Origin of the sequence: Micrococcus sp. FDAARGOS_333 (assembly GCF_002206575.2) — a bacterium.
GTDB lineage: Bacteria > Actinomycetota > Actinomycetes > Actinomycetales > Micrococcaceae > Micrococcus > Micrococcus lylae.
The window spans coordinates 1,969,064-1,994,021 of sequence record NZ_NJFJ02000001.1 but is presented as its reverse complement, the minus strand read 5'-3'; the positions used below and the strand labels follow the sequence as shown (position 1 = coordinate 1,994,021).

20 protein-coding genes are annotated in these 24,958 nt (G+C 71.3%); 9 read left to right on the top strand and 11 right to left on the bottom strand.

Annotation, left to right across the window (positions count from 1 at the left end; all coding sequences use genetic code 11):
* Window positions 1-13 precede the first annotated feature (13 nt).
* The gene (locus CEQ11_RS08800) at window positions 14-3,109 is read left to right on the top strand and encodes a bifunctional [glutamine synthetase] adenylyltransferase/[glutamine synthetase]-adenylyl-L-tyrosine phosphorylase (protein WP_088478364.1); all 3,096 of its coding nucleotides are present in this window, start codon (window positions 14-16) and stop codon (window positions 3,107-3,109) included.
* Window positions 3,110-3,175: 66 nt separating this feature from the next.
* Here CEQ11_RS08800 and CEQ11_RS08795 read toward each other — a convergent pair whose 3' ends face one another.
* Window positions 3,176-4,162: an LLM class flavin-dependent oxidoreductase gene (locus CEQ11_RS08795; RefSeq protein ID WP_070639251.1), complete on the bottom strand. Its 987-nt coding sequence runs from the start codon at window positions 4,160-4,162 to the stop codon at window positions 3,176-3,178.
* Window positions 4,163-4,344: 182 nt separating this feature from the next.
* Window positions 4,345-5,769 (bottom strand): type I glutamate--ammonia ligase, encoded by a 1,425-nt coding sequence (glnA, locus tag CEQ11_RS08790; RefSeq protein WP_088478363.1) that lies wholly within the window; start codon window positions 5,767-5,769, stop codon window positions 4,345-4,347.
* 162 nt (window positions 5,770-5,931) lie between these two features.
* On the opposite strand from glnA, the gene CEQ11_RS08785 reads away from it, so the two are divergent.
* Window positions 5,932-6,435 carry an RDD family protein gene (locus tag CEQ11_RS08785; protein WP_067188645.1) on the top strand — a complete coding sequence of 168 codons (504 nt, stop codon included), beginning with the start codon at window positions 5,932-5,934 and terminating at the stop codon, window positions 6,433-6,435.
* Window positions 6,436-6,570: 135 nt separating this feature from the next.
* Here the strand turns inward: CEQ11_RS08785 and CEQ11_RS08780 are convergent, their stop codons facing one another.
* From CEQ11_RS08780 to lipB, 3 genes are read right to left on the bottom strand one after another with little or no spacing between them, the layout of a single operon-like run.
* Entirely contained in the window at window positions 6,571-7,383 is an 813-nt protein-coding gene (locus CEQ11_RS08780; RefSeq protein WP_067188643.1) for a DUF4191 domain-containing protein, read from the bottom strand.
* Window positions 7,384-7,408: 25 nt separating this feature from the next.
* Window positions 7,409-8,416, bottom strand: a complete 1,008-nt coding sequence (gene lipA / locus CEQ11_RS08775; RefSeq protein WP_088478362.1) for a lipoyl synthase — start codon at window positions 8,414-8,416, stop codon at window positions 7,409-7,411.
* The gene (gene lipB, locus CEQ11_RS08770; RefSeq protein WP_088478361.1) at window positions 8,413-9,114 is read right to left on the bottom strand and encodes a lipoyl(octanoyl) transferase LipB; all 702 of its coding nucleotides are present in this window, start codon (window positions 9,112-9,114) and stop codon (window positions 8,413-8,415) included. The genes lipA and lipB overlap by 4 nt, the downstream gene beginning before the upstream one ends.
* Before the next feature lie 241 nt (window positions 9,115-9,355).
* Here lipB and CEQ11_RS08765 point away from each other — a divergent pair, with 241 nt between their 5' ends.
* Window positions 9,356-10,909, top strand: a complete 1,554-nt coding sequence (locus CEQ11_RS08765) for a serine/threonine-protein kinase (protein ID WP_193763013.1) — start codon at window positions 9,356-9,358, stop codon at window positions 10,907-10,909.
* A 150-nt stretch (window positions 10,910-11,059) separates the two neighbouring features.
* Here CEQ11_RS08765 and CEQ11_RS08760 read toward each other — a convergent pair whose 3' ends face one another.
* The 4 genes from CEQ11_RS08760 to CEQ11_RS08745 form a co-directional block, all read right to left on the bottom strand.
* Window positions 11,060-11,413, bottom strand: coding sequence for a hypothetical protein (locus tag CEQ11_RS08760; protein WP_088478359.1), 354 nt, complete (start codon window positions 11,411-11,413; stop codon window positions 11,060-11,062).
* Between the two features lie 22 nt (window positions 11,414-11,435).
* Window positions 11,436-13,274, bottom strand: coding sequence for a 2-oxoglutarate dehydrogenase, E2 component, dihydrolipoamide succinyltransferase (gene sucB / locus CEQ11_RS08755; RefSeq protein ID WP_088478358.1), 1,839 nt, complete (start codon window positions 13,272-13,274; stop codon window positions 11,436-11,438).
* Between the two features lie 99 nt (window positions 13,275-13,373).
* Complete coding sequence (lpdA, locus tag CEQ11_RS08750; RefSeq protein ID WP_088478357.1) at window positions 13,374-14,753, bottom strand: dihydrolipoyl dehydrogenase; 1,380 nt, start codon at window positions 14,751-14,753, stop codon at window positions 13,374-13,376.
* A gap of 120 nt (window positions 14,754-14,873) precedes the next feature.
* On the bottom strand, window positions 14,874-16,421 hold the full coding sequence (locus tag CEQ11_RS08745) for a leucyl aminopeptidase (protein ID WP_193763012.1): 1,548 nt from the start codon (window positions 16,419-16,421) through the stop codon (window positions 14,874-14,876).
* 264 nt (window positions 16,422-16,685) lie between these two features.
* Here CEQ11_RS08745 and CEQ11_RS08740 point away from each other — a divergent pair, with 264 nt between their 5' ends.
* The 4 genes from CEQ11_RS08740 to CEQ11_RS08725 all read left to right on the top strand — a co-directional run bounded on the left by CEQ11_RS08740 (window position 16,686) and on the right by CEQ11_RS08725 (window position 21,330).
* The gene (locus CEQ11_RS08740; protein WP_087133749.1) at window positions 16,686-17,648 is read left to right on the top strand and encodes a PAC2 family protein; all 963 of its coding nucleotides are present in this window, start codon (window positions 16,686-16,688) and stop codon (window positions 17,646-17,648) included.
* Between the two features lie 50 nt (window positions 17,649-17,698).
* The gene (locus CEQ11_RS08735; protein ID WP_088478355.1) at window positions 17,699-18,769 is read left to right on the top strand and encodes a DUF4192 family protein; all 1,071 of its coding nucleotides are present in this window, start codon (window positions 17,699-17,701) and stop codon (window positions 18,767-18,769) included.
* 292 nt (window positions 18,770-19,061) lie between these two features.
* Window positions 19,062-20,621, top strand: coding sequence for an RNA polymerase sigma factor (locus CEQ11_RS08730; protein ID WP_227718820.1), 1,560 nt, complete (start codon window positions 19,062-19,064; stop codon window positions 20,619-20,621).
* Between the two features lie 130 nt (window positions 20,622-20,751).
* A complete protein-coding gene (locus CEQ11_RS08725) occupies window positions 20,752-21,330 on the top strand; it encodes a GNAT family N-acetyltransferase (RefSeq protein ID WP_088478353.1) in 579 nt (192 codons plus the stop codon).
* A gap of 188 nt (window positions 21,331-21,518) precedes the next feature.
* Here CEQ11_RS08725 and CEQ11_RS08720 read toward each other — a convergent pair whose 3' ends face one another.
* Window positions 21,519-21,740: a hypothetical protein gene (locus CEQ11_RS08720; RefSeq protein WP_067188618.1), complete on the bottom strand. Its 222-nt coding sequence runs from the start codon at window positions 21,738-21,740 to the stop codon at window positions 21,519-21,521.
* 213 nt (window positions 21,741-21,953) lie between these two features.
* On the opposite strand from CEQ11_RS08720, the gene CEQ11_RS08715 reads away from it, so the two are divergent.
* The gene (locus CEQ11_RS08715) at window positions 21,954-24,059 is read left to right on the top strand and encodes a type IIA DNA topoisomerase subunit B (protein WP_088478352.1); all 2,106 of its coding nucleotides are present in this window, start codon (window positions 21,954-21,956) and stop codon (window positions 24,057-24,059) included.
* 51 nt (window positions 24,060-24,110) lie between these two features.
* Entirely contained in the window at window positions 24,111-24,518 is a 408-nt protein-coding gene (locus CEQ11_RS08710) for a hypothetical protein (protein ID WP_143745234.1), read from the top strand.
* Between the two features lie 53 nt (window positions 24,519-24,571).
* Here CEQ11_RS08710 and CEQ11_RS08705 read toward each other — a convergent pair whose 3' ends face one another.
* On the bottom strand, window positions 24,572-24,937 hold the full coding sequence (locus CEQ11_RS08705) for a VOC family protein (protein ID WP_088478351.1): 366 nt from the start codon (window positions 24,935-24,937) through the stop codon (window positions 24,572-24,574).
* Window positions 24,938-24,958: the final 21 nt, after the last annotated feature.

Sequence of the window (24,958 nt, the reverse complement as noted above, 5' to 3'; positions counted from 1 at the left end):
GAGGGAGACGCCGATGACCTCGCTGCCCGGGGCCGACGCCGAGTCCCTCCAGCGCCGCGCCCTGACGGCCGCCGGATTCACGGACCTGGACCGTGCCCGCTCCCTCATGGGCCAGAGGGAATTCGAGGGCGTGGACCTCGAGGCCCTCGTGGCCGCACTGTCCCACGCCCCGGACCCGGAACAGGCGCTGCTGCTCTGGCTGCGCCTGATCGAGCGTGAGCCCGACGCGAAGGGGATCGTGGCGGACGAGGAGCAGGCAGCGAGGCTGGCCCGCCTGCTGGGCGCGTCCGAGGCCCTCGGCGAGTTCCTCATCCGGCGCCCGGAGCACCTGGACCTCGTCTCCGATCCCGAGCGGGCCGCCGCCACCGCTCCCGCCCTGACCCAGCGCGACCCGGCCGCGACCGGCCAGGACTGGCAGGACGAGTCCGCTGCCCTGCGTCGCCTGCTGCTCGAGTCGGTCGGCGCAGACCCGGAGGCCGAGCGACCCGTGGCCGGCCGGACCGGTGCGGAGGCCGCCGTGGCCCTGCGTCGGGCCTACCGCCGGCAGATCACCGCGATCGCCCTGCAGGACCTCGGCTCGGCCGACCCCACCCTGATCGAACCGTCCGTCTCCGCCTGGCTGGCCGACCTGGCCGGTGCCGCGATCGACGCCGCGCTCGCCGTGGCCCGGGACGCCGCCGTCGAACGTCACGGCGAGGCCGCCGCGACCCTCGACCTCGCCGTGATCGGCATGGGCAAGTGCGGCGCCCGCGAGCTCAACTACATCTCCGACGTGGACGTGGTCTTCGTCCACGCCGCCGGCGAGGGCCAGGACGAGACGACGGCCGCCGTGGTGGCTGCCGAGATGGCCGGCGGCATCGGCAAGGTCGTCTACGGCGCCGCCCCCGAGCCGAACCTCTGGGAGGTGGACGCCAACCTGCGGCCCGAGGGCAGGGACGGGGCGCTGTCCCGCACGGTGGACTCCCACGCGCAGTACTACCGGCGGTGGGCCCACGGCTGGGAGTTCCAGGCGCTGCTCAAGGCCCGCCCGATCGCCGGCTCCACCGCCCTCGGCGCGCAGTACATGGACCGCATGTGGCCGCTGGTGTGGAAGTCCTCCGCCCAGGAGGGCTTCGTGGAGAGCGTGCAGAAGATGCGCGGCCGGGTCATGGACACCATCGCCCACGCGGACCGGGACCGGGAGATCAAGCTCGGCAGCGGCGGTCTGCGGGACGTGGAGTTCACGGCGCAGCTGCTGCAGCTCGTCCACGGGCGTGCGGACGAGACCGTGCGCGTCCGCTCCACCCTCGAGGCCATCGACCGGCTGTGCGAGGCCTCCTACATCTCCACCCGTGACGCCGAGGCGTTCGCCGCCCGCTACCGCTGGCTGCGCACCCTCGAGCACCGCATCCAGCTCGTCCACCTGCGGCGCACGCACCTGATGCCCACGAAGGAGGAGGCGCTGCGCGTGGTCGCCCGCTCCATGCAGGCGCCGGGCGAGCAGCGCCATGCCGGCGGCGGGGAGCTCTCCGAGGCCTTCCGCACCGTGCGCCGTGAGGTCCGTCAGCTGCACGAGCGGATCTTCTACCGGCCGCTGCTGTCCACCACGGCGGCCCTGTCCGACGACGAGGTCAAGCTCACCGCCGAGGCGGTCCAGGAGCGCCTGGCCGCCCTGGGCTACCGCGACCCGAAGGGAGCCCTGGGGCACATCGAGTCCCTCACCCGGGGCGTGTCCCGCCGCGCCGCGATGCAGCGCCAGCTGCTGCCGGTCATGCTCGGCTGGTTCGCGGACGGACCGGACCCGGACGGCGGTCTGCTCGCCTTCCGTCGGCTCTCCGAGTCCCTCGGGGCGAGCTCCTGGTTCCTGCGCATGCTCCGCGATTCCAACGCGGCCGCCCAGCGCCTGTGCGGCGTGCTCTCCAGCTCCCGGTTCATCGGTGACCTGCTGGAGCACTCCCCGGAGTCGACCGCCTGGCTCGGCGACGACCGCCAGCTCGAGCCGATGGAGCCGGAGGCCCTGTGGAAGCAGGCCCGCGCCGTCCTGTCCCGCCGAGACCGGTCCGAGGAGCCGGCCAAGGTGGTCCGCCATGTGCGACACGCCCGCCGCCGCGAGATCCTCCGCGTCGCCCTGGCCGACGCCTCCGGTCACATCGACCTCGAGCAGACCGTCAGGGCGCTCTCCGACGTGGACCACGTGGCCGTGCTCGGAGCCCTGCACGTGTGCCTGGCCGCGGTCGAGCAGGAGGAGGAGCTGCTCACCGACGTCGCCGTCGTGGCGATGGGCCGTCAGGGCGGCCGCGAGATCACCTACGGCTCGGACCTGGACGCCATGTTCGTCCACCGCCCGCGCGAGGGCGCGGACCCGGAGGCGGCCCAGCACCAGGCCGTGGCGATCGCCAAGCAGCTCACCGCCCTGCTCAAGCAGCCGGCGAAGCCCGCCCTGCCGGGGGAACCCGCCCTCGTGGTGGACGCGGATCTGCGCCCGGAGGGACGTCAGGGACCACTCGTGCGCTCGATGGACTCGTACCGCGAGTACTACCAGCGCTGGGCCGAGGTGTGGGAGCGCCAGGCGCTGCTGCGTGCCCGTCCGCTCGCCGGCGAGCCCTCGCTGCTCGAGGAGATCGGGGACTGGGCGGACTCCGTCCGCTACAGCGGCGGACTCTCCGCCGGGGAGCTGCGGGAGATCCGCCGCATCAAGGCCCGCGTGGAGTCCGAGCGGCTGCCGCGCGGTGTGCAGCCCTCCCGCCATGTGAAGCTCGGCCCCGGCGGCCTCTCGGACGTCGAGTGGCTCGTGCAGACTCTGCAGCTGCGCCATGCCGGCGAACACTCCTCGCTGCGCACCACGTCCACCCTTCCGGCGCTGCGCGCGCTGGTGTCCCTGGACCTGCTCCCGGCCGCGGACGCCGAGGCCCTCGAGAAGGCCTGGCTGCTGTGCAGCCGCATCCGTGCAGCCGGCTACCTCTGGTCCGGCAAGGCCTCGGACGTGCTGCCCTCCCACACTCGGGACGTGGCCGCGCTCGCCCGCTGGTGCGCCGGACCCGGGCACCACGCCGGCGACGTCGAGGAACACGTCAAGCGCACCATGCGCCATGCCCGCCAGGTGTTCGAGAAGCACTTCTACGGGCTCTGACCCCATGCCGGCGGCCGGCCTGTGCCGGAGACTCCCTCGGAGGGACGGGCGCGTGCCACCGGTCCGTCAGCCGCGCACCACGTGCTCGCCGAGCAGCTCGACCGTGCGCCGGCGCACCGTCAGGCTCGGGGCCATGGCGGTCACCATCACCTCGTCCGCACCGCTCTGTGCCGCGAAGTCGCGGACGTGGGCGGCGGCCTGCTCGCCGGTGCCCACGGCGGTGTGCCGCACCATGCGGATCACCTGCGCGGCAGCGGGCGAGTCCATGAGCAGGTCGAGCTCCTGGTCGGTGTAGTCCCGTCCGCGGCCGACCAGCATCTGCACACGCAGGCGCAGCGCGTGCTCGTACTCGGCACGGGCCTGCTCCTCGGTGTCCGCGGCCACCACGTTCATCGCCGCCATGAAGTGGGGCTCGGCCAGCTGCTCGGACGGCTGGAAGGTCTCGCGGTAGATCCGCGCGGCGTGCTCGAGCATGTCCGGGGCGAAGTGGCTGGCGAAGGCGTAGGGCAGGCCGAGGCGGGCGGCCAGCTGTGCGCCGAAGGCGGAGGAGCCGAGGATGTGCAGCGGCACGTCCGTCCCCTTGCCGGGGTACGCGTCCACGCCGTGCAGGCGGGACTCACCGCGCAGGTAGCCCTGAAGTTCCAGGACGTCCTGGGGGAAGTCCTCGGCGGCGTCGGGGGAGCGGCGCAGGGCCTGCAGGGTGCGCTGGTCGGTGCCCGGGGCACGGCCCAGTCCGAGGTCGATGCGTCCCGGATGGAGCTCGGCGAGCGTGCCGAACTGCTCGGCGATCACCAGCGGGGAGTGGTTGGGCAGCATGACGCCGCCGGAGCCCAGCCGGATGGTGGAGGTCTGCGTGGCCACGTGGGCCAGGAGCACGGCGGTGGCGGACGACGCGATGCCCGGCATGTTGTGGTGCTCGGCGAACCACACGCGCGTGAAGCCCTGCTCCTCGGCGGCCTGCGTGAGCTGCACGGACTCCGACAGGGCCTCGGCCACCGTCCGTCCCGGCTTCACGGTGGCCAGGTCGAGCATCGAGATCGGCAGCGCGGTCATGGTGGTCCTCCGGTGGGCAGACGACGGTGGGTCGTCAGTGCCAGCGCCCGGGGCCGTCGTCGTTATTCCGCGCCGCCGGCGCGTGCCGGCCACCACGACGACGGCCCCGCACCCTCCGGAGAGAGGCTGCGGGGCCGCGCGGACTCCTAGCTGACTACGCCCGCGGAATCCCTGCTATGACGTCAGCAGGAGTAGTACAGCTCGAACTCGTAGGGGTTCGGGCGGGCGGCGAGCGGGGCGATCTCGGTCTCGCGCTTGTAGTCGATCCAAGCCTGGATGAGGTCCTCGGTGAAGACGTCGCCGGCGAGCAGGAACTCGTGGTCCTCCTCGAGGGCGCTCAGCGCCTCCTCCAGCGAGGCAGGGGCCTTCTGGATGTCCGCGGCCTCCTCCGGCGGGAGCTCGTAGAGGTCCTTGTCGATCGGCTCGGCCGGCTCGATGCGGTTGCGGATGCCGTCCAGACCCGCCATCAGCTGGGCCGCGAAGGCCAGGTACGGGTTGCCGGAGGCGTCCGGGGCGCGGAACTCGATGCGCTTGGCCTTCGGGTTCGAGCCGGTGATCGGGATGCGGATGCCGGCGGAGCGGTTGCCCTGGGAGTACACCATGTTCACCGGGGCCTCGAAGCCCTTGACCAGGCGGCGGTAGGAGTTCACGGTCGGGTTGGTGAACGCCAGGACGGCGGAGGCGTGCTTCAGCAGGCCACCGATGTACCAGCGGGCGGTGTCGGACAGGTTCGCGTAGCCCTTCTCGTCGTAGAACAGCGGCTCGCCGTCGGTCCACAGGGACTGGTGGCAGTGCATGCCCGAGCCGTTGTCGCCGAAGACCGGCTTGGGCATGAAGGTGGCGGTCTTGCCGAACTGCTCGGCGACGTTCTTGACGACGTACTTGAACTTCAGGATGTCGTCGGCCGAGTGGGTCAGGGTGTTGAACTTGTAGTTGATCTCGGCCTGGCCCGGCGCGCCCACCTCGTGGTGCGAACGCTCCACCTCGAGGCCGACCTCGTTCAGGACGGCACAGATCTCGTCGCGCAGGTCAGCCTGCTTGTCGGTCGGGCCCACCGGGAAGTAGCCGCCCTTCTCGGGGGTCTTGTGGGAGAGGTTGCCGCCCGCCTCCTCTCGGCTCGAGTTCCACCAGGCCTCCTCGGAATCCACCGCGTAGAAGGACCCTCGCGGAGAGGACTCGTAGCGGACATCGTCGAAGACGAAGAACTCGGCCTCGGGGGCGAAGAACGCGGTGTCTGCGATGCCGGAGGCGGTCAGGTACTCCTCGGCACGCTGGGCGACACCGCGCGGATCGCGGTGGTACGGCTCGCCGGTGCGCGGGTTCACGATGGAGAAGTTCATCGCCAGGGTCTTGCGGATGCGGAACGGGTCCACGTAGGCGGTGGCGATGTCCGGGATCAGCTGCATGTCCGACTCAGCGATGCCGGCGAAGCCACGGATGGAGGAGCCGTCGAAGAGCTGGCCGTCCCGGAAGAAGTCCTCGTCCACGGTCGTGGCCGGCACGTTGAAGTGCTGCTGGACGCCCGGCAGGTCGGTGAAGCGGATGTCCACGAACTCGACGCCCTCCTCCTTGATGAACGTGAGGGCTTCCTCGACAGAGCTGAACATTGTTCTCGCCTCGCCTTCCTTGTGTGGCAGTGGGGGCGCCCGCGGCAGGAGTTCTTCCGCCGTGGAGCTTCCTTCACACTACGTGAGCGGCGTGACGCGGTCATGCCGTGGGTGTTTCCGGCGTGTAACGCGCCGCCGGCGGACCCCGACTACGCTGGTGGGGTGGCCAGAGACGAGAAGACCCCGCGGCAGCAGCGACCTCAGGGCGGCCGGAGCGAGCCGCTGATCACCCGCCGAGAGATGGCTGGCTGGGTGGATGGGCCCGGCGGCAACATCCACGCCGGCCGGTGGCCCGGCGACCGGCTCGGCCTGCCGGAGTCCGGGCCGAGCTCGTTGGCCCGCCCCCTGCGCCGGATCGGCGCGCTCTGCATCGACTGGGCCATCGCCCTGGTGATCTCCAACGTCTTCTTCGGCGGCAACGCCCTGGCCACCCTCATCGCCCTGGCCGTCATGCACGTACTCGGCCTGTCCCTGCTCGCCACCACGGTGGGCAAGGCCCTCGTCCGCATCCAGGTGGTGCCCCTGGGCGGCGGCTCCACCGCGCCCGTGCACAGGATCCTGCTGCGCACCGTCCTGCTGTGCCTGGTGCTGCCGCTGATGATCGTGGACCCGGACGGCCGCAGCCTCCACGACAAGGCCGCCGGCACCGTGGAGCTCGTCATGTGAGACCGAGGCGCCTGCGTGCGGGGCCTTCGGCGCCGGGCGCCGGACGGTGTCGCGGGCGGGACAACGACGACGGACCGTCACCTCGCGAGGTGACGGTCCGTCATCGTCTGGTCCGCGGCGCGGGGAGCGGGCCGGTCAGCGTCCGCGCATGCTCCGGCGGTCCGGGCGGGCCTTCATGGGGTCGACGCCCTTCGGGATCGGGAGCTTGGCGGAGCCGATGGCGGACAGGCGCTTGTCCACCGCGTTGACCTCGTGCTTGGTCAGCTTCTTCTCCATAGCCTTGAGGGTCTTGACGACCTTGTGCAGCGGGACCTGCCCCTCGCCATGACCGGTCTCCACGACGCGCACCGGCACGTTCGGCAGGAAGCGCTTCATGGCGCGCTCCTCCTTGTTCACGAGCTTCGCGATGCGGTTGGACGGCCCCTCGGTCACCAGGACGACGCCCGGGCGGCCGATCGCACGGTAGACGACGTCCTGGGTGCGCGGGTTCACGGCGACCGGCTCCTGGGAGACGATCCAGCCGCGCTTCAGCGTGGACAGGGCGGCGCCGGAGGCACCCGGGCGGCCGTCGATCTGGGCGAACATCGCGCGTTCGGCGAAGCGGTTCATCACGATGATCGCCGCCAGGACGCCGAACGGGATGGAGATCAGCAGCCAGGTGATCCAGTTGTGGAGCAGCAGACCGATGAGCAGTCCGACCAGCAGGGTCGCCACGAAGGCGAGCACCATCCACAGCACCAGCTTCGGGTAGTGCTGGCGGGTCATGCTGAAGACCTGCTTCAGCTGCGTGATGATGCCGGGCTTGCGGCTGCGCTCGGCGCGCTTGGCCGCGCGGTCGGACTTCTTGTCTGCCTTCATCTGGCGACGGCGGTCGCGCTGCATCGCCTTGACCTCCTTGAGGGAGGGCGACGGCGAGCCGGGCTGAGAGGATGCGGAGTTCTTGGCCATAGCCGTTCCAGTCTACCTGCGCCGATCAGCCCATCCGGGCGACGACGGCGGCGGCCTCCTGGCGCGCCGTGGACTCGCCGGCCAGCTGGGAAAGGTGCTCCGGGAGGGGCCGGCCGAGCTTCTCCAGCGCCGAGGCGTAGAGCTTGCCGGCACGGTAGGAGGAGCGCACCAGCGGCCCGGCCATGACGCCGGCGAAGCCGATCTCCTCGGCGCGCTTGGACCAGTCCACGAACTCCTGCGGCTTCACCCAGCGGTCGATCGGGTGGTGCAGCTTCGACGGACGCACGTACTGGGTGATGGTGATGATGTCGCAGCCGGCCTCGTGCAGGTCCACGAGGGCCTGGTCGATCTCGTGGTCCTCCTCGCCCATGCCGAGGATGAGGTTCGACTTGGTGACGAGCTCGTCCTCCTTGGCCATGGACAGGACCTTGAGGGACTTCTCGTAGGTGAAGGCCGGGCGGATCTTGCGGAAGATGCGCGGCACGGTCTCCAGGTTGTGGGCGAACACCTCCGGGCGGGCGTCGAACACCTGCTGGACGAGTTCCGGCACGGCCCCGAAGTCCGGCGGCAGGATCTCCAGGCCGGTGTTCGGGTTCAGCTCGTGGACCTTGCGGATGGTCTCCGCGTACAGCCAGGCCGCGCCGTCCTTCTGGTCGTCTCGGGCCACGCCGGTGACGGTGGCGTAGCGCAGGCCCATCTCGCGGATGTTCTCGGCGACCTTCTGCGGCTCCTCCATGTCCAGCGGACGCGGCTTGCCGGTGGCGATGTCGCAGAAGTCGCAGCGGCGCGTGCAGATGTCGCCGCCGATGAGGAAGGTGGCCTCGCGATCCTCCCAGCACTCGTAGATGTTGGGGCAGCCCGCCTCCTCGCAGACGGTGTGCAGGCCCGAGCGCTTCACCTTGTTCTTCAGACCGATGTACTCCGGGCCCATGTGGACTTTGGCCTTGATCCACTCCGGCTTGCGCTCGACCGGGACCTCGGCGTTGCGCGCCTCGACGCGGAGCAGGCGGCGGCCTTCGGGTGCGGGGCTCATGCGGGGTGTCCTTCCGGGTCGGCGGTGGAGATGTACTGCGGGGCGAGCTCGGCGAGGTGGCGTTCGAGCACAGGACGGACGTCGGCCGGGGTGACCGTGCGTCCGATCTCCGCGGAGAGGGTGGTGGTGGAGGCGTCGGCGATGCCGCACGCGATGATCGTGGAGAACGGCTCCAGCGAGTTGGAACAGTTCAGGGCCCATCCGTGCATCGAGACGCCCTCGTGGATGGACAGGCCGATGGCGCCGAGCTTGCGGTCGGGGCGCTGCGAGCCGTCCGGGGCCCGGTCCGCCAGGCACCAGATGCCGGCACGGCCGTCCACGCGGACGGCGGTGACCCCGTACTCGGCCGCGGTGCGGATCAGCAGCTCCTCGATGAACCAGACGAAGTCCTTCACGTGGGCGCGGTCCCGCAGCCGGACGATCGGGTAGCCCACGAGCTGGCCCGGTCCGTGCCAGGTGATCTTCCCGCCGCGGTCCACGTCGATCACCTCGGCGCCGTCCCTGGGGCGCTCGGCGTCCTCGGTGCGGCGGCCGGCCGTGTAGACGGGGGAGTGCTCGAGCAGGAGGATCTGTCCCTCGGACGCGCCGGAGACGACCTGAGCGTGCAGCGATCGCTGCAGGTCCCACGCCTCGCGGTAGTCGACGAAGTCGGGATCGAAGCCGAGGACGCGCACCGGGGGCACAGAGAGCTCAGACATGCCCGCCACTCTATCGGTTCAGGCAGGGTGTGGATAACTTCAGAGGGGCACGGCGTGGTGCGTCCAGAATGGCCGTGGCGGGACCGCACCGGTCACGCCGAGCCGGACGCGAGGGAGCTCAAAGATGCAGGCTTCGCAGGACAGCGGGGACACGGCCCGGGGAGGCCCCGGGGCAGAGGGAGGCGGCGAGCGTGGGCGGGAGCACGCGCCGCAGGAGACGGAGCCGCAGGACAGGCCCCGGGTGCCCGGGTGGACCGTGGGGCGCCGGCTGGGCGCCGGCGCCGACGCGGAGGTCTGGGAGGTCCGCGGGCCGGGCGGGGAGCAGGCGGCGCTCAAGGTGCCGCTGCCCGGCGGGGCGGAGGGCCTGGCCCAGGAGGCGGCCGCGCTCCGGCACCACCGCCACCGCCACCTCGTGGCACCGCTCGGTGAGGTCGAGACCGACCGCGGCACCGGTCTGCTCACTGAGCTGCTGGCAGGTGGGAGCCTGGCCGCGCTCGTGCGTGCCGGCGGTCCGTTGCCGGTGGCCCGGATGCGGACGGCCGTGGTGCCAATCGCCCAAGCCCTGCAGTCCCTGCATGAGGAGGGCATCGTGCACGGGGACGTCTCCCCGGCCAACATCCTGTTCGACGTCGACGGCCGGCCTGCCCTGTCCGACCTGGGTGCCTCGCGGCTGCTGGGCGGGCAGGACCGTGCAGGTGGCACCCCCGGGTTCGCCGCGCCGGAGACAGTGGATGGGGCGCACGGGGACGGGGTCCCAGACGCCGCGGCGGATGTGTTCGCCCTCGGCGCCGTCGCCTGGTTCTGCCTCACCGGGCGGGCGCCGGCCGGGCTCGAAGACCGGGCGCCGCTGCCGGTGCTGGTCCCGGACGCCGGGGCAGAGCTCGCCGACCTGCTGGACGCTTGCCTCGACCCCGTGCCCGAACGCAGGCCGAGCGCGGAGGAGTTCGCCCATGCGCTGTACGCCACGGGTGAGTGCGAGCCCGTCCTCCTGCACGCATCGGCTTCCCCGGAGGTGGCGCTCGTCCTGCCGACGGTGCGGCCGGCGCCCACGGCACCGGGACGCTCGGGGCGCGCTCGACCCAGCCGAAGCCGGGTCCGGGTGTTGCAGGTGGCCGGAGGACTCGCGGCGGTCGCTGCGGCCATGACGACGGCGCTGATGCTCTTCGCGCCGGCTGACACGCACGACTTGCGGGAGCAGGGCGGGACAGAGCCGACACGGCCGAGGCAGGCCGCAGCAGCCACGGATTCGACAGCAACGGCTGATCCGCGCCAAAGACCGTCCGGAGGACAGGGTGACGCCCCGCCGTCCGGAGGACAGGGCGACGCCCCGCCGTCCGGAGCGGGGCCGGACACTGCGGCCTCGCAGACGGCCGGAACCGACGGTCGCAGGCCGGAGGCGGACCCCGCGCTTCCCGACGCGCACGTGCTCGAACGCGTGGCCACAGAGCGTGCGAGGGCCCTCGCCTACGCCGACGCCGCCGCCGTGGCGGCCTACGCGGTCCCCGACTCGGACGCGGACATGGCGGACCGCACGGTGATCGAACGCCTCCGGGCAGAAGACACGCGGTTCGACGGCCTGGAGCTGTCCGTGACACCGGACGGTGAGGCTGACGCTGGATCGGGGCAGCGGCCGACCGTGGCAGCCGTCCCCGTGGTGCTGGAGACCTCGGCGCACCGGCTCGTGGACGGCAACGGCGAGGTGCTCACCGCGGAGGTTGCGCGACGCGACGCCGCGACCCTCGTGATGGAGCGGACAGAGGACGGCTGGAAGGTGAGCGAGGTGCGCCCGAGGTGAGCGGACGTCGTCGTGACGACGGCGCAGCCGGAGGGGGCGGGCCGCCGGGGAGGGCGTGGGCCGCCGGAACCACGGACACGGAGCAGGGGCCGGCCCGGCGAGCGATGCTCACCGGGCCGGCCCCTCGGGTGCGGCGGGTGCCGCAGGCGGTCAGATGAAGACCGCCACCAGGATGTTGATCAGCGCCATGCCGCCGACGGCGTGGGCGACGCCCTTGCCGACCGACTCGCCGGAGTTGATCTTGCGGCGGCCGATCAGCGCCATCACGAAGACGACGATGCCGATCGCGGCCTTGATGCCGAGCTTCATGTGGTTCGGGTCGCCCACGATCGAGACGATCGAGGCGAGGGCGAGCCCGGAGACCAGCATGCCGATCGCGCCCCACCACTGGGATGCGGTCACGGTCGGCCGCTTGAAGTTGGCGAACCAGCCTCCCAGCACTGCGGCCACCGAGATGAAGTGGACGGCGAGGAAGATCAGGCGCAGGACGTCGGTGAAGTCCATGGTGTGCGGGGGATTCCTTTCGTCAGAGACCCAGCTCGTGGGCGAACTCGCCCGCCTCGAGACGCTGGCGCAGCGTCATCAGGAAGCGGCCGGCGTCCGCGCCGTCCACCAGGCGGTGGTCGTAGGTCAGGGACAGGTACATCATGTGGCGGATGGCGATCGAGTCGTTGCCGTCGGCATCGGTCACGACCATCGGACGCTTCACGATCGCACCGGTGCCGAGGATGGCGACCTGCGGCTGGTTGATGATCGGCGTGTCGAACAGGGCGCCGACCGAGCCGATGTTGGTGATCGAGAAGGTGCCGCCGGACAGCTCGTCCGCACCGATCTTGTTGGTGCGGGCACGGTCCGCCACGTCGGCGATCTTCTGCGCGATGCCCGAGAGGTTCAGCGAGCCGGCGTCCTTGATCACCGGGACGAGCAGGCCCTTCTCGGTGTCGACGGCGACCGCCAGGTCCTCGGACGAGTGGTACGTGATCTCCTTGTTGTCCTCGGAGAACGACGCGTTCAGCTTCGGGTGCTGCTTCAGCGCCTCGGCCACGGCCTGGGCGATGAACGGCAGGTAGGTCAGCTTCACGCCGTTGCGCTCCTGGAAGGAGGCCTTGGCCTGGGCACGCAGGTTCACGATGCGGGTCAGATCGACCTCGTGCACCTGGGTGAGCTGCGTGGACAGGTCCAGGGACTCGCGCATGCGCTGGGCGATGACCTGGCGGATGCGCGGGGCCTTCTCCGTGTTGCCGCGGACCGAGGGGTCCACGGAGGACTCCACGGCGGCGGCCGGAGCAGAGGCGGCGGCCGGGGCCTCGGCGGCCGTCTTCTCGGTGCCGGAGGCAGCCTCGCCCGCGGCCAGGGAGGCGGCGAGCACGTCCTGCTTGCGGATGCGACCGCCCACACCGGTGCCGCGCACGGTGGACAGGTCCACGTTGTGCTGCTTGGCCAGGCGACGCACCAGCGGAGTGACGTAGCCCTGGCCCGGCTCGGAGGCCGTCGGGGTGTCGGCGTCCTGACGCTCGCGGTCGTCGCGCTTGGCGTCCTCCTCGGACGCCGAGGTCTCCTCGGGCTTGGCGCCGCCCTTGTCCTGGTCGGCGTCCTCGTCCGCGGCTTCCTCGACCGCCTCCTCGGTCTTCTCGGGAGCTTCGGCCTGGGTGGCCTTCTCCTCGATCTGTTCGGCCGAGGCGTCGGACTCGTCCTCGGTGTCCGCGTCGTCGGCGGAGCCGCCGTCGGAGTCGGAGGAGCCGGAGCCGTCGCCGACCAGGGCCAGGACGGCGCCGACCTCGACGGTCTCGTCCTCCTCGGCCTTGATCTCGACCAGGGTGCCGGCGACCGGGGACGGGATCTCGGTGTCGACCTTGTCGGTGGAGACCTCGAGCAGCGGCTCGTCGACCTCGACCTCGTCACCGACCTCCTTGAGCCAGCGGCTGATGGTGCCCTCGGTGACGGACTCGCCCAGGGCCGGGAGGGTGACCTCGGTGGTCTCGCCGGAGGAGGAGCCCTTGTCGGCCTTGACCTCCTCCTTCTCCTCGGAGTCGTCGGAGTCGTCCGACTCGTCGGCGGCCGCGGCCTCGGAGGCGTCCTCCTCGGCCTCGGCGTCGTCGTCGGAGTCGTCGGACGAGCCGCCGCCCTCGCCGTCGCCGATGGTGGCGAGCGGGGCGCCGACCTCCACGGTGTCGTCCTCCTCGACGAGGATCTCCTCGAGGACGCCGGCGACCGGGGACGGGATCTCGGTGTCGACCTTGTCGGTGGACACCTCCACGAGCGGCTCGTCGACGGCGACCTCGTCACCGACCTCCTTGAGCCAGCGGGACACGGTGCCCTCGGTCACGGATTCGCCGAGTGCGGGAAGGTTCACGGTTTCGGACATGTGGCCGATTCTCCTCACGGACGGACGACCGTCGTCGCAGTCGTCGGGTGGTCTGTCCGGCCCGCGGGGACGCGGGTCGGGATGTCTGGGTGGATGGGGTCAGCCGTGCAGCGGGTGGCCGAACAGGGCCATGGCGGCCTCGCCCAGCGACTCGTTCTGGGTCGGGTGGGCGTGGACGAAGGCCGCCACGTCCTCCGGGTAGGCCTCCCAGTTCACGATGAGCTGCGCCTCGCCGATCTGCTCGGAGATGCGCTTGCCGATGCCGTGCACGCCGACGATCGGGCCGTTCTTCTGGCGGACCATCTTGATGATGCCGCCGGTGCCGAGGATCGAGGACTTGCCGTTGCCGGCCAGGTTGTACTCGGCGATCTCGACGTTGTCCTTGCCGAACTTCTCCTCGGCCTTCGGCTGGGTGAGCCCGACGGACATGATCTCCGGCTCGGTGAAGGTGACCTTCGGGATGTTGACGTCCTCGACGACCATCGGCTTGTTGCCGGCGATCTCCTCGGCCACGAAGATGCCCTGCTGGAAGCCGCGGTGCGCCAGCTGCAGACCGGGGACGATGTCGCCGACGGCGTAGATGTTGCCGACGCCGGTGTGGAGGCGCTCGTCGGTCAGGACGAACCCGCGGTCCATCTTGATGCCCTGATCCTCGTAGCCCATGCCCTCGGTGTTCGGACCGCGGCCCACGGCGACGAGGCAGACCTCGGCGGTGAACTCCTTGCCGTCGGCGAGGGTCACCTTGACGCCGTCCTCGGTCTCCTCGACCTTGTCGAAGAAGGTGCCGAGGTTGGTCTTGATGCCCTTCTTCTTGAACTCGCGCTCGAGGACCTTGATGATGGCCGGGTCCTCGTTCGGGACGAGGTGCTCGAGGCCCTCGATGACGGTGACCTCGACGCCGAAGGAGTTCCACAGGGAGGCGAACTCGGAGCCGATGACGCCGCCGCCCAGGACGATGGCGGACTTCGGGGTGTAGTCGAGCTCCAGGGCCTCGGTGGAGGTCATGATCTTCTTGGAGATCGGCAGGCCCATGGTCTTGGAGACGGAGCCGGAGGCCAGGACGATGTTCGCGCCCTTGTAGCGGGTGCCGTCGACCTCGATCTCGTTCTCGGAGACGAGCTTGCCCTCGCCCTCGATGACCTGGACCTTGCGCATCTTCATCAGGCCGGACAGGCCCTTGTGCTTGCCGGCGACGATGCCGTCCTTGTAGTCGCGGACGGCGGACATGTCGACCGACTCGAGGGTGGCCTTGACGCCGAACTTCTCGGCGTGGCGGGTCTCATCGGCGACCTCCGCGGCGTGCAGGTAGGCCTTGGTGGGGATGCAGCCCCAGTGGAGGCAGGTGCCGCCGAGCTTGGTCTTCTCGATGAGGCCCACGGTCTTGCCGTACTGGACGGAACGCAGCGCGGCTGCGTAGCCGGCGGAACCACCGCCGAGGACGAGGACGTCGAATTCCTGAGCGGTTGCCTTGTCGGCCACGATGAAGCTCCTTGGGTGCTGGATCGATCGCTTGATGCTGATGCCGGTGCCGCCCGGACCCGCGGCGGCACCCGTGGTGTCGGTGCCGCCGCAGGCCCGGAGCGGTCGGTTGTGCCTACCTTACCCGGCGCGGCCCGCGATGAAACCAATCAGCGTGCGCACCATCGTCCCGGTGGCGTCCTTCGGGGTGTAGCCGTACGGGGCGGACTCGTTGAAGGAGGGGCCGGCGATGTCGAGATGGGCCCACGGGGTCGGGGACTCGGCGCGCTCGGCCTCGGCGCGGGAGGCGTCCACGAAGTCGCGCAGGAACGCGGCGGCGGACATCATGCCGCCGAAGCGGTCGCCCACGTTGGAGATGTCGGCCACGCGGGAGTCGAGCGAGGCGCGCAGGTTCTCCGGGATCGGCATGCCCCAGGCGGTCTCGCCGACGCGGTCCGCGGCGGCCACGAGCTCGTCCCGGATCTCGTCGTCGCCCATGATGCCGGTGGTGCGGGTGCCCAAGGCGATCATCTGGGCGCCGGTGAGGGTGGCGATGTCCATGACGACGTCCGGGGTCTCCTCGGTGGCGGCGACGATGGCGTCGGCCATGACCAGGCGGCCCTCGGCGTCGGTGTTCATGACCTCGACGGTCTTGCCGCCGTACATGGTCAGGACGTCGGACGGGCGGATCGCGGTGTCCGAGGGCATGTTCTCGGCGAGGGCGAGCCAGCCGGTGACCTTGACCTTCAGGCCGAGGCGGGCGGCGGCGCGCACGACGACGAACACGGAGGCCGCGCCGCCCATGTCCGACTTCATGGTGGTCATGGACGTCGCCGGCTTCAGGGAGATGCCCCCGGTGTCGAAGGTGATGCCCTTGCCCACGATGGCGATGTGGGCCGCGGCGTCAGCAGGGGCGTGCTCGATGCGCACGAGGCGCGGCAGGCGTGAGGATCCCTGGCCGACGCCCATGATGCCGCCGAAGCCCTCGGCGAGCAGCTGCTTGTCGTCCCAGACCTTGACGGAGACGCCCGAGCCGGCGAGGTCCTCCTCCACGGTCTTCGCGAAGGTCTCCGGGTAGAGGTGCGACGGCGGGGTGTTGATGAGGTCGCGGGTGGCGCACACGGCGTCGGCGATGTGCCCGGCGCGCTCGAGGACGGCCTCGGCGTCGGCGGCCTCGGTCACGAAGGACAGGGCGGAGACCGGGGCGGAGCGGCGGGCGGCCTCGGCGTCCTTGGTGGACTTGTGGGCGGTGAAGGCGTAGGAGCCCATGCCGGCGCCCTCGGCGACGGCGGCGAGACGCTCGGCCGTGTCGGCCGGCAGGCCCACGGCGACCTTCTCGGTGCCGGCGAGGGCGCGGACCGCGGCGCCGGCGGCGCGGCGCAGGGCCTCCTCGGTCGGCTCGGCGTCCTCCACCGAGCCGACGCCGGTGAGCACGACCAGCTCGACGGGGCAGCCCTCCACGCCCGGCACGCGGACGACCTCGTCCGCCTTGCCCGAGACGCCCAGCGGCTCCAGCAGGGACTGGAGTCTCTCCGCCGCGTCGGCCGGCAGGGGGTTGGCCAGCAGCTCGGCGCCGTCGGCGCCGGTGCCCACGCCGATCACGAGGGCAGCGGCGTCGGTGCCCTCGAGCGTGCAGGTGGTCAGGGTCGGACGATCGGTGGTGATCACGTCGTCGGTCCTCGTTTCCATGTCGATGGTTCTGGTCGCGAGCGCGCTGTGCCGGGCACGGGCGGGTCCCGCGGCATGATGCGCGTCACGCCCGATCCTATCGTCGCCTGTTGCGAGCCGTTCGCGGCGGGCGATCGGAGCGGCGCGGCATCGGCGGACGACCCGCATCGTGCGGGGAATGGACCAGCATGCGGCATCGTTGTTGATCGAGGCGGGGCCGACGGCGAGCCGTCTGCGCCGAGATCGAGGCAACCGGACCAGGAAGGACTAGGTGAGGCCGCGGCCATGCAGACTCCCGAGACGCTCATGACCCTGCACCCCGGCGTGGAGGTGCCCGAGGGGCTCGACCTTCTGGTCGCCCTCTCCGGGCACATGGACGCCGGACGCGTGGCCCGCCAGCTGCGCGAGGCCGTCCGCGACCGGCTGGAGACCACCCCGGTGGCGGACGTCGACCTGGACGCCGTCTACGACTACCGCGCCCGCCGTCCGCACGTGCGCTTCGAGCGGGACCGCTATCTGGACCTGCAGGTGCCGCGCATCGGCGTGGATCTCGTGAAGGACCTGCTGGGCCATCCGTTCCTCATGCTCTCCGGGCCGGAGCCGGATTTCCGATGGCACGGCTTCGCCGCAGAGGTCCTGGAGCTGGCCGACCGCTGGAGGGTCAACTCGTTCGTCCTCGTCGACTCCGTGCCGATGCCCGTGCCGCACACGCGCCGGGTCGGCGTGACCGCCCATGGCACGCGCACCGACGTCCTGGCGGGCTTGAGCACCTGGTCCGCCGAGGCCGAGATGATGGCCGGGATGCTCCAGCTGCTGGAGACGGCCGCCGAGGAGAAGGGCATCCCGACGGCCGGCTACTCGCTGCACGTGCCGCACTACATCGCCGAGGCGAAGTTCCCCCAGGCGGCGGTCGCGGCCTTCGAGTACGCCGGCGCCGCCATGGGGCTGATGCTCCCCACCGACGAGCTGCGGGACAAGGCACGGGACGTCGAGGCCGAGCTCGAACGGCAGACCGCAGGCTCCGAGGAGATCCAGGCCATGGTGTCCGGTCTTGAACGCACCTTCGACCAGAACGTCGCGGAGCAGGGGCGGTCCCTGCTCGAGACCTCCGAGGGACTCCCCGACGGCGACGAACTCGCCTCGGCCGTGGAGGCGTACCTGCTCGGACGGGAGGGTGGCCCGTCCGCGCGCCCCTCCTCTCCTGCACAGGACGACGAGGGCCCGGGCCCGTCCACAGACACGCCGTGACGCAAGGGGCCGCGCTGGCCTGAAACGGCACGGCGGTCCAGCGTGACGGCATGGACACCACACAGCACACCGCCACCGTCCCGCACGCCTCGGCCCGCGACGTCGACGACCTGCTCGGCTACATCGGGCACGTCCTGGGCCGACTGCCCCGCTCCAGCCTCTGCTTCATCACCCTCCGGGGGAAGACCATGCGCGCCGTGGCGCGGGTCGACGTCCCCGTCCCCGCCCCGTCGGCAGAGGGGCCGCGGCGACGCTGGGCCGAGGCCGTCGCCCGCGCCGTCCGCTCGGACCGCGACGCCGACGGCTGCCTGCTCGTCGTCCATGAGCCCGGCCTGGACGAGTCCGTGCACCGGCCGCTGGCGCCGGTCCTGCGAGCAGTCCTCCAGCGGGCCGGAGTCCCCGTCGTGGCCGCATGGTGCGTGGAGGACGGGGCCGCCGTCGCCTGGACCGGAGAGGGTGAGGACATCGACGTCGGCCAGGACGACGAGCCGCGCCCGATCGGTTCCCCCGAGCTGAGCGCCGTCTCCCTGTCCCTGATGGCGGCGGAGGGGTCGATCTGGAACTCCGGGCCCGGACGCGCAGATGTGCCCACCCCGGCGGCACAGCACGCCCCCTGGCCCCTGCCGGCGGACGACGACGAGGCCTCGATCACCGCCTGGCTCGGACTCTGGGCGCGGATCCTGGCCGGGCGGTCGCGCATCGGCGTGCTGAACCGCAGGCAGGCTGCGGCCCCGCTGGCGCTGCCCCTGTGGCGGGACCGCCTGCTGGGGATGGCCGCCGTCGGGCATGACCACGACGCGGGGCCCGACGCCTGTCCCGTCGACCTCTTCTTCGCCGACTCGGACGAGGCGCCGCGCTGGGACCTGCTCGACCGTCTCCACGACGAGCTGCGGGCCGCCGTCCCGGACCTGCCCGTCGAGCAGGCGGCCAATGCGCTCGCCGTGGTCGGATGGATCGCCTGGGCCCGAGGGCAGGGGTCACGGGCCTGCGCGCACCTCGAGGAGGCATGGCGCCTGCGGCCAGGCCACCGCCTGACCTCCCTGCTCCTCCGTCTGGTCGAGGGCGGGCGCATCGCCGGTTGGGCGTCGAACCCGCGGACCGCCTGGCGACCCGCCGGGTGAGGGCCCGGCCGAGCGCGGGTCTGCGTGGCATAATCGGGCCTCACGGCAGGCCGCGGAGCATTTCCGTCCCGAGCGGGAATAGACCGTCAGCAGGCCGTGTTGTGCGCACCGAAGACCCTGGAGTCCGATGCGGTCGCCGGACACGCCGCGGCGCGGTGTGGCCGTCAGGCCTGGACTTGACAGGGTCACGCGCATGTCGGCTCCCTGCGGTCCTCCAGCGGGCCGGAGAGGCGACGGTGCGCGCCACTGCAGACACCCGCGGAACGGCCGCGGACCAACCGAAAGGCCACGTGTGACCCCGACGTCGACCACCAGCGGCAAGCAGGACGGTCCGGAGACCACCTCGACCCCCGCCGCGAAGAAGACCACCGCTCGCAAGACCACCGCGGCCAAGAAGTCCGGCACGACGGGCTCGACGACGACCGCTGCGAAGAAGCCTGCGGCGAAGAAGGCCACGGGCACCGGCTCTGCCTCGACCGCGAAGTCCTCGACGGCGAAGAAGACCACCGCCGCCGCGAAGAAGACGACGTCGACCGCGACCAAGAAGGCCTCCACCGCCAAGACCCCCGCGGCGAAGAAGACCACGGGCACCGGGTCTGCCTCGACCGCGAAGTCCTCGACGGCGAAGAAGACCACCGCCGCCGCGAAGAAGACCACCGGTACGGCGGCCGAGAAGGCTCCGGCCGCGAAGACCGCAGCCCGCAGGCCTGCAACGAAGAAGGCCTCGGCCAAGGCCGCCGTGGAGCTCGAGGACCTCCAGCCGACTGCGCCCGACGCCGTCGAGGAGACCGAGGTCGAAGAGCCCCAGTCCGACGAGTCGGCGGCCAAGGAGCAGGCCGGCGTCAAGGGCGACAAGAAGGGTGAGGACGCCGGTTCCTCCGGCGGCTTCGTGGTGGACAACTCGGAGGACGACGCGCCGGTCCAGCAGGTCGTCGTCGCCGGTGCGACCGCTGACCCGGTGAAGGACTACCTGAAGCAGATCGGCAAGGTCGCCCTCCTCAACGCGGAGCAGGAGGTGGACCTCGCGATGCGCATCGAGGCCGGCCTCTACGCCGAGCACAAGATGAAGGAGAACCCGGTCGAGGACTACCGCGAGCGTCGCGACATGCAGCTGATCATCGCGGACGGCCGCCGGGCGAAGAACCACCTGCTCGAGGCGAACCTTCGTCTCGTGGTCTCCCTGGCCAAGCGCTACACCGGCCGCGGCATGCTCTTCCTGGACCTCATCCAGGAGGGCAACCTCGGTCTGATCCGTGCCGTCGAGAAGTTCGACTACACCAAGGGCTTCAAGTTTTCGACCTACGCGACCTGGTGGATCCGTCAGGCCATCACCCGCGCGATGGCGGACCAGGCGCGCACCATCCGCATCCCGGTGCACATGGTGGAGGTCATCAACAAGCTCGCCCGTGTGCAGCGCCAGATGCTCCAGGACCTGGGCCGCGAGCCCACCCCGGAGGAGCTGGCCAAGGAGCTCGACATGACCCCGGAGAAGGTCGTCGAGGTCCAGAAGTACGGCCGCGAGCCGATCTCCCTGCACACTCCGCTCGGTGAGGACGGCGACTCCGAGTTCGGCGACCTCATCGAGGACTCCGAGGCGGTCGTCCCGTCGGATGCCGTGTCCTTCACCCTGCTCCAGGAGCAGCTGCACTCCGTGCTGGACACGCTCTCCGAGCGCGAGGCCGGCGTCGTCGCCATGCGCTTCGGCCTCACCGACGGCCAGCCGAAGACCCTGGACGAGATAGGAAAGGTCTACGGCGTGACGCGGGAGCGCATCCGGCAGATCGAGTCGAAGACCATGTCGAAGCTGCGCCACCCCTCGCGTTCCCAGGTCCTCCGCGACTACCTGGACTGACCCCGCGGCTCCACGACGCCCCTGCCGGCCCCGCCGAGCGGGGCGTCGTCGCAGGCACCCACGCCGCGTCGTCGCAGGCCCCGACCGTTGCCCGCCGCGACCGGCGAGCCCGTCTTCGAGAGGACGCCCGATGTCGGACATCCCCGTTTCCGGCCGACGGCCGGAGGTCACCCTGCCCGAGACCGTCCAGCCGGACGCGCCGCTCTCGCTGCGTCTGGTGGACGAGGCGGACTGGGAGTCCTACCGCGAGCTGCGCCTGGAGATGCTCGCGGACGCCCCGGACTACTTCTGGGCGACCCTGGACGACGTCGCCGACTACACGGAGGCCACCTGGCGTGAACGGGTGTCCGGACCGCACACCCACCTCCAGGCACTGGCGGACGGTGTTCCGGTGGGCGCGCTGAGCATCGACTGGGTCGGCTACACCGAGGACATGCTCCTGGACGAGAAGACGGTGAACATCGTGTCCGTCTACGTGCGCCCCGGTCACCGCGGCCGCGGCGTCGTCGAGGCGCTGTTCGCGGGGGCGGACGAGGTGATGCGGCAGGCAGGGAGGAGCCGCCAGCTGCTCGAGACGCCGGAGGACAACATCGCGGGGCGTCGCGCCTACGAGCGGCTCGGATTCACGGAGACCGGTCACCGCTCCGCGGACCCCCGCCGGCCCCAGCTCGCGGAAGTCGAATACGGACGCCTGGTCCCGTCCCGCTGACGTGGGCTGGGCGGTGGGCCTGTGAACCTCGTCCTTCGCCCGCGCAACGGGCCCGCCAGAGCATGAGCGACGGCGGGCAGGAGGGCGAACCTCGTCGACCGGGGACGCGGGCGAACCTCGTCGACCCGGGACGCACTGAGGACCGGGACCCCGCACTGGAGTCCCGGCCCTCGTCTGCGTCCGGCAGGTCAGTCCTCCGGGGTGGGACGCACGGTGAGCTCGTGGGTCTGGTCCTGCCACACCGAGGTCTGCGGACGCAGGACGTCCTCGACGGCCCGGGCGTGGTGGCCGCAGAAGAGCAGCTCGCCGCCGGCGGTGAGGACGGCGCGCACGTAGGCCTGCGCACCGCAACGGTCGCAGCGGTCGGTGGCGTTCAGCGAGGCCGGTTCGGCCACAGCGGTCGTGGACATGGCGTCCTCCTTCGGTCTTCGGTGTCCGGCAACGGGCGACGGGTCCGTCTCGACGGTCCCGCGGGCGTGCCCGCTCCATCCATCAGAACCACCACTATGGCAGGTCTGTTCCCTCCCGTGGTGTCGCGGCCGCGGTGTTTCGCCGCCCGCGTAGCGGGCTGCCGACGTACCCTGGAAGACGCCCTCGATCTGCAGGAAAGGCAAGATCCCGCCGTGAGCCGCTCAACCGAGTACAACGCCCGCCACCTCTCCGTGTTGGAGGGGCTCGAGGCCGTGCGCAAGCGCCCCGGCATGTACATCGGCTCCACCGACTCCCGCGGCCTGATGCACTGCCTGTGGGAGATCATCGACAACTCGGTGGACGAAGCCCTGGCCGGCTACGGCTCCTCGATCGAGATCACGCTGCACCCGGACGGTTCGGTGGAGGTCGAGGATTCCGGCCGCGGCATCCCCGTGGACGTCGAGCCCCGCACCGGCCTGTCCGGCGTGGAGGTCGTCTTCACCAAGCTGCACGCCGGCGGCAAGTTCGGCGGCGGCTCCTACGCGGCCTCCGGCGGCCTGCACGGCGTGGGCGCCTCGGTGGTGAACGCGCTGTCCTCCCGCCTGGACGTCCACGTCTCGCGCGGCGGCAAGGTGCATCGCATGTCCTTCCGCCGCGGAGTGCCGGGCACCTTCCAGGACGGCTCCTGCCCGAGCCCGGAGGCGCCGTTCGCCGAGAGCACCGAGGTCACCCCGCTCGAGGTCGTCGGCAGGGCCAAACGTGGTGTCACCGGCACCCGGGTCCGCTACTGGGCGGACGAACAGGTGTTCACTCCGGACGCCCGCTTCTCCGTGGAGGAGCTGCAGGCCCGCGCCCGCCAGACCGCCTACCTGATCCCGGGCCTGCGCATCACGGTGCGGGACCTGCGCCGGCTCAAGGGCACGCCGGGGGAACAGGGCCCGCATGAGGAGGTCTTCCAGTACGACGGCGGCATCGCCGAGTTCGCCGAGCACCTCACCCCGGCCTCGCCCGTCACTGATGTGTGGCGCCTGCAGGGCTCCGGCACGTTCTCCGAGCGCGTCCCCGTGCTGGGCGCGGACGGCCGCACCCAGATGAAGGACGTGGATCGCACCTGCGAGGTGGACGTGGCCCTGCGCTGGGACGTGGGCTACGAGACCACGTTCCGCTCCTTCGTGAACATCATCGCGACCCCCAAGGGCGGCACCCACCAGTCCGGCTTCGAGGCAGCGCTTCTGAAGACCTTCCGCGACCAGGTCGCCGCGAACGCCCGCAAGCTCAAGGCCGGCACTGACAAGCTGGAGAAGGACGACGTCCTCGCCGGCCTCACCGCGGTGCTCACCGTGCGCCTGGCCGAGCCGCAGTTCGAGGGCCAGACGAAGGAGGTGCTCGGCACCCCGGCCGTGCGCCGCATCGTCAGCAACGTGGTCTCCAAGGAGCTCGCAGCCCTGCTGAAGTCCGGCGCCCGAACCCAGAGGCAGCAGTCCGCCGCGGTGCTGGAGAAGGTCGTGGCGGAGATGAAGTCCCGCATCGCGGCCCGCACCCACAAGGAGAACCAGCGCCGCAAGAACGCGCTCGAGTCCTCCTCCATGCCGTCGAAGCTGGCCGACTGCCGCACCAACGACGTCACCTCCTCCGAGCTGTTCATCGTGGAGGGCGACTCGGCGCTGGGCACCGCGAAGCTGGCCCGCTCCTCGGACTTCCAGGCGCTGCTGCCGATCCGCGGCAAGATCCTCAACGTCCAGAAGGCCTCGGTGGGGGACATGCTCTCCAACGCCGAATGCTCCGCGCTGATCCAGGTGGTCGGCGGCGGTGCCGGCCGCTCCTTCGACCTGGACGCCGCCCGCTACGGCAAGGTCATCCTCATGACCGATGCGGACGTGGACGGCGCCCACATCCGCACCCTGCTGCTCACCCTGTTCTTCCGCTACATGCGGCCGCTGGTGGAGGCAGGCCGCGTCTACGCCGCCGTCCCGCCGCTGCATCGCGTGGAGGTCGTGGCCCGCGGCAAGAAGGAGCGCGAGGTCGTGTACACGTACTCCGAGAAGGAGCTGGCGCAGCTGCTGACCCGCCTCGAGTCGGAGGGCCGCAGCTACAAGGAGCCGATCCAGCGCTACAAGGGCCTGGGCGAGATGGACGCGGACCAGCTGGCGGAGACCACCATGGACCCGCGCCACCGCATGCTGCGCCGCGTGCGCATCAGCGAGTTCGAGGCCGCAGAGAAGGTCTTCGACCTGCTCATGGGCTCCTCCGTGGCACCCCGCAAGGAGTTCATCGTCTCCAACGCGGACGAGCTGGACGCCGAGCGCATCGATGCCTGAGGACGCGGTGCGGTGGACCCGGCGGCCGGTGGGGCCCCTAGGGTGGGGGACATGAGCTTCGCAGCCGTGACAGAGCCTTCCGTGCTCAGACGATTGACGGTCGCCTCCGTGTGCGTCGGCGTCGCGTTGACGAGCGCCGGCCTCCGCGCGCTGGTGGGGGACTGGCCCGCCCTGGCGGGCATGGTGGTGGCGATGGTCGTCGCCGTCGTGGCCCTGCTCCCCGTGCAGCGGCGGTTCAGCGAGCTCCGGGCGGCCGGCGGTTCGGCGTCCCAGGACACGGTGCCCGCCGCGGCCGCGCTCGCCCTGGCGTTCGGGGCGGCCATCGGACCGGCTCTGATCGCGGGACTGCCGGGCGGGACGTTACAGGTCGCGGCGGCCGTGGCGCTGGGCACCGTCGTCGGCGTCCTCTTCCACCGGAGCTACCGTGCAGTGCTGCTCGACTCGCCCGCCGACCGGTGAGGCCGGGCGCCGCCCCGTGACGGGAACGCGGCGCCTCAGCCTCCGGCCGCCGGTCAGTCGACGGGGCTGACCCGGATGAGGTTGCCGTCGGGGTCGGCGATCACGAAGGTGCGGCCGAACACCTCGTCGTAGGGCCCTTCGACCACCCGCACGCCCTTGGCCACCCACCGCCGGTACACCTCGTCGACGGCCGACGCCGGTCCGGGGACCATGAGTCCGACCTCGCTCGTCCGAGGCGTGCCGGCGACCGCGTTCTCGCTGCGGCCGGTCCAGATGGCGAACAGCACTCCCGGGGCCACCTCGAAGGCGACATAGCGGGGGCTGGTGAAGGTCGGTTCGATCTCGAACAGGTCGCTGTAGAAGGCGGTGGACCGCTCGGCGTCGCTCACGTAGTTCAGGAACAGGTTGGGTGCCGTCATGGTGGCTCCTCGGATCGGTGG

Bases quoted from the DNA above. Each gene is read 5' to 3' on its own strand.
- CEQ11_RS08725 (WP_088478353.1), top strand. From the start codon at position 20,752: ATGTCGGACATCCCCGTTTCCGGCCGACGGCCGGAGGTCACCCTGCCC.
- CEQ11_RS08800 (WP_088478364.1), top strand. From the start codon at position 14: ATGACCTCGCTGCCCGGGGCCGACGCCGAGTCCCTCCAGCGCCGCGCC.
- CEQ11_RS08760 (WP_088478359.1), bottom strand. From the start codon at position 11,413: ATGGACTTCACCGACGTCCTGCGCCTGATCTTCCTCGCCGTCCACTTC.
- CEQ11_RS08795 (WP_070639251.1), bottom strand. From the start codon at position 4,162: ATGACCGCGCTGCCGATCTCGATGCTCGACCTGGCCACCGTGAAGCCG.
- CEQ11_RS08705 (WP_088478351.1), bottom strand. From the start codon at position 24,937: ATGACGGCACCCAACCTGTTCCTGAACTACGTGAGCGACGCCGAGCGG.
- lipA (WP_088478362.1), bottom strand. From the start codon at position 8,416: ATGAGCCCCGCACCCGAAGGCCGCCGCCTGCTCCGCGTCGAGGCGCGC.
- glnA (WP_088478363.1), bottom strand. From the start codon at position 5,769: ATGTTCAGCTCTGTCGAGGAAGCCCTCACGTTCATCAAGGAGGAGGGC.
- CEQ11_RS08735 (WP_088478355.1), top strand. From the start codon at position 17,699: ATGGACACCACACAGCACACCGCCACCGTCCCGCACGCCTCGGCCCGC.
- lipB (WP_088478361.1), bottom strand. From the start codon at position 9,114: ATGTCTGAGCTCTCTGTGCCCCCGGTGCGCGTCCTCGGCTTCGATCCC.
- CEQ11_RS08720 (WP_067188618.1), bottom strand. From the start codon at position 21,740: ATGTCCACGACCGCTGTGGCCGAACCGGCCTCGCTGAACGCCACCGAC.
- sucB (WP_088478358.1), bottom strand. From the start codon at position 13,274: ATGTCCGAAACCGTGAACCTTCCCGCACTCGGCGAATCCGTGACCGAG.
- CEQ11_RS08780 (WP_067188643.1), bottom strand. From the start codon at position 7,383: ATGGCCAAGAACTCCGCATCCTCTCAGCCCGGCTCGCCGTCGCCCTCC.
- CEQ11_RS08745 (WP_193763012.1), bottom strand. From the start codon at position 16,421: ATGGAAACGAGGACCGACGACGTGATCACCACCGATCGTCCGACCCTG.
- CEQ11_RS08740 (WP_087133749.1), top strand. From the start codon at position 16,686: ATGCAGACTCCCGAGACGCTCATGACCCTGCACCCCGGCGTGGAGGTG.
- CEQ11_RS08710 (WP_143745234.1), top strand. From the start codon at position 24,111: ATGAGCTTCGCAGCCGTGACAGAGCCTTCCGTGCTCAGACGATTGACG.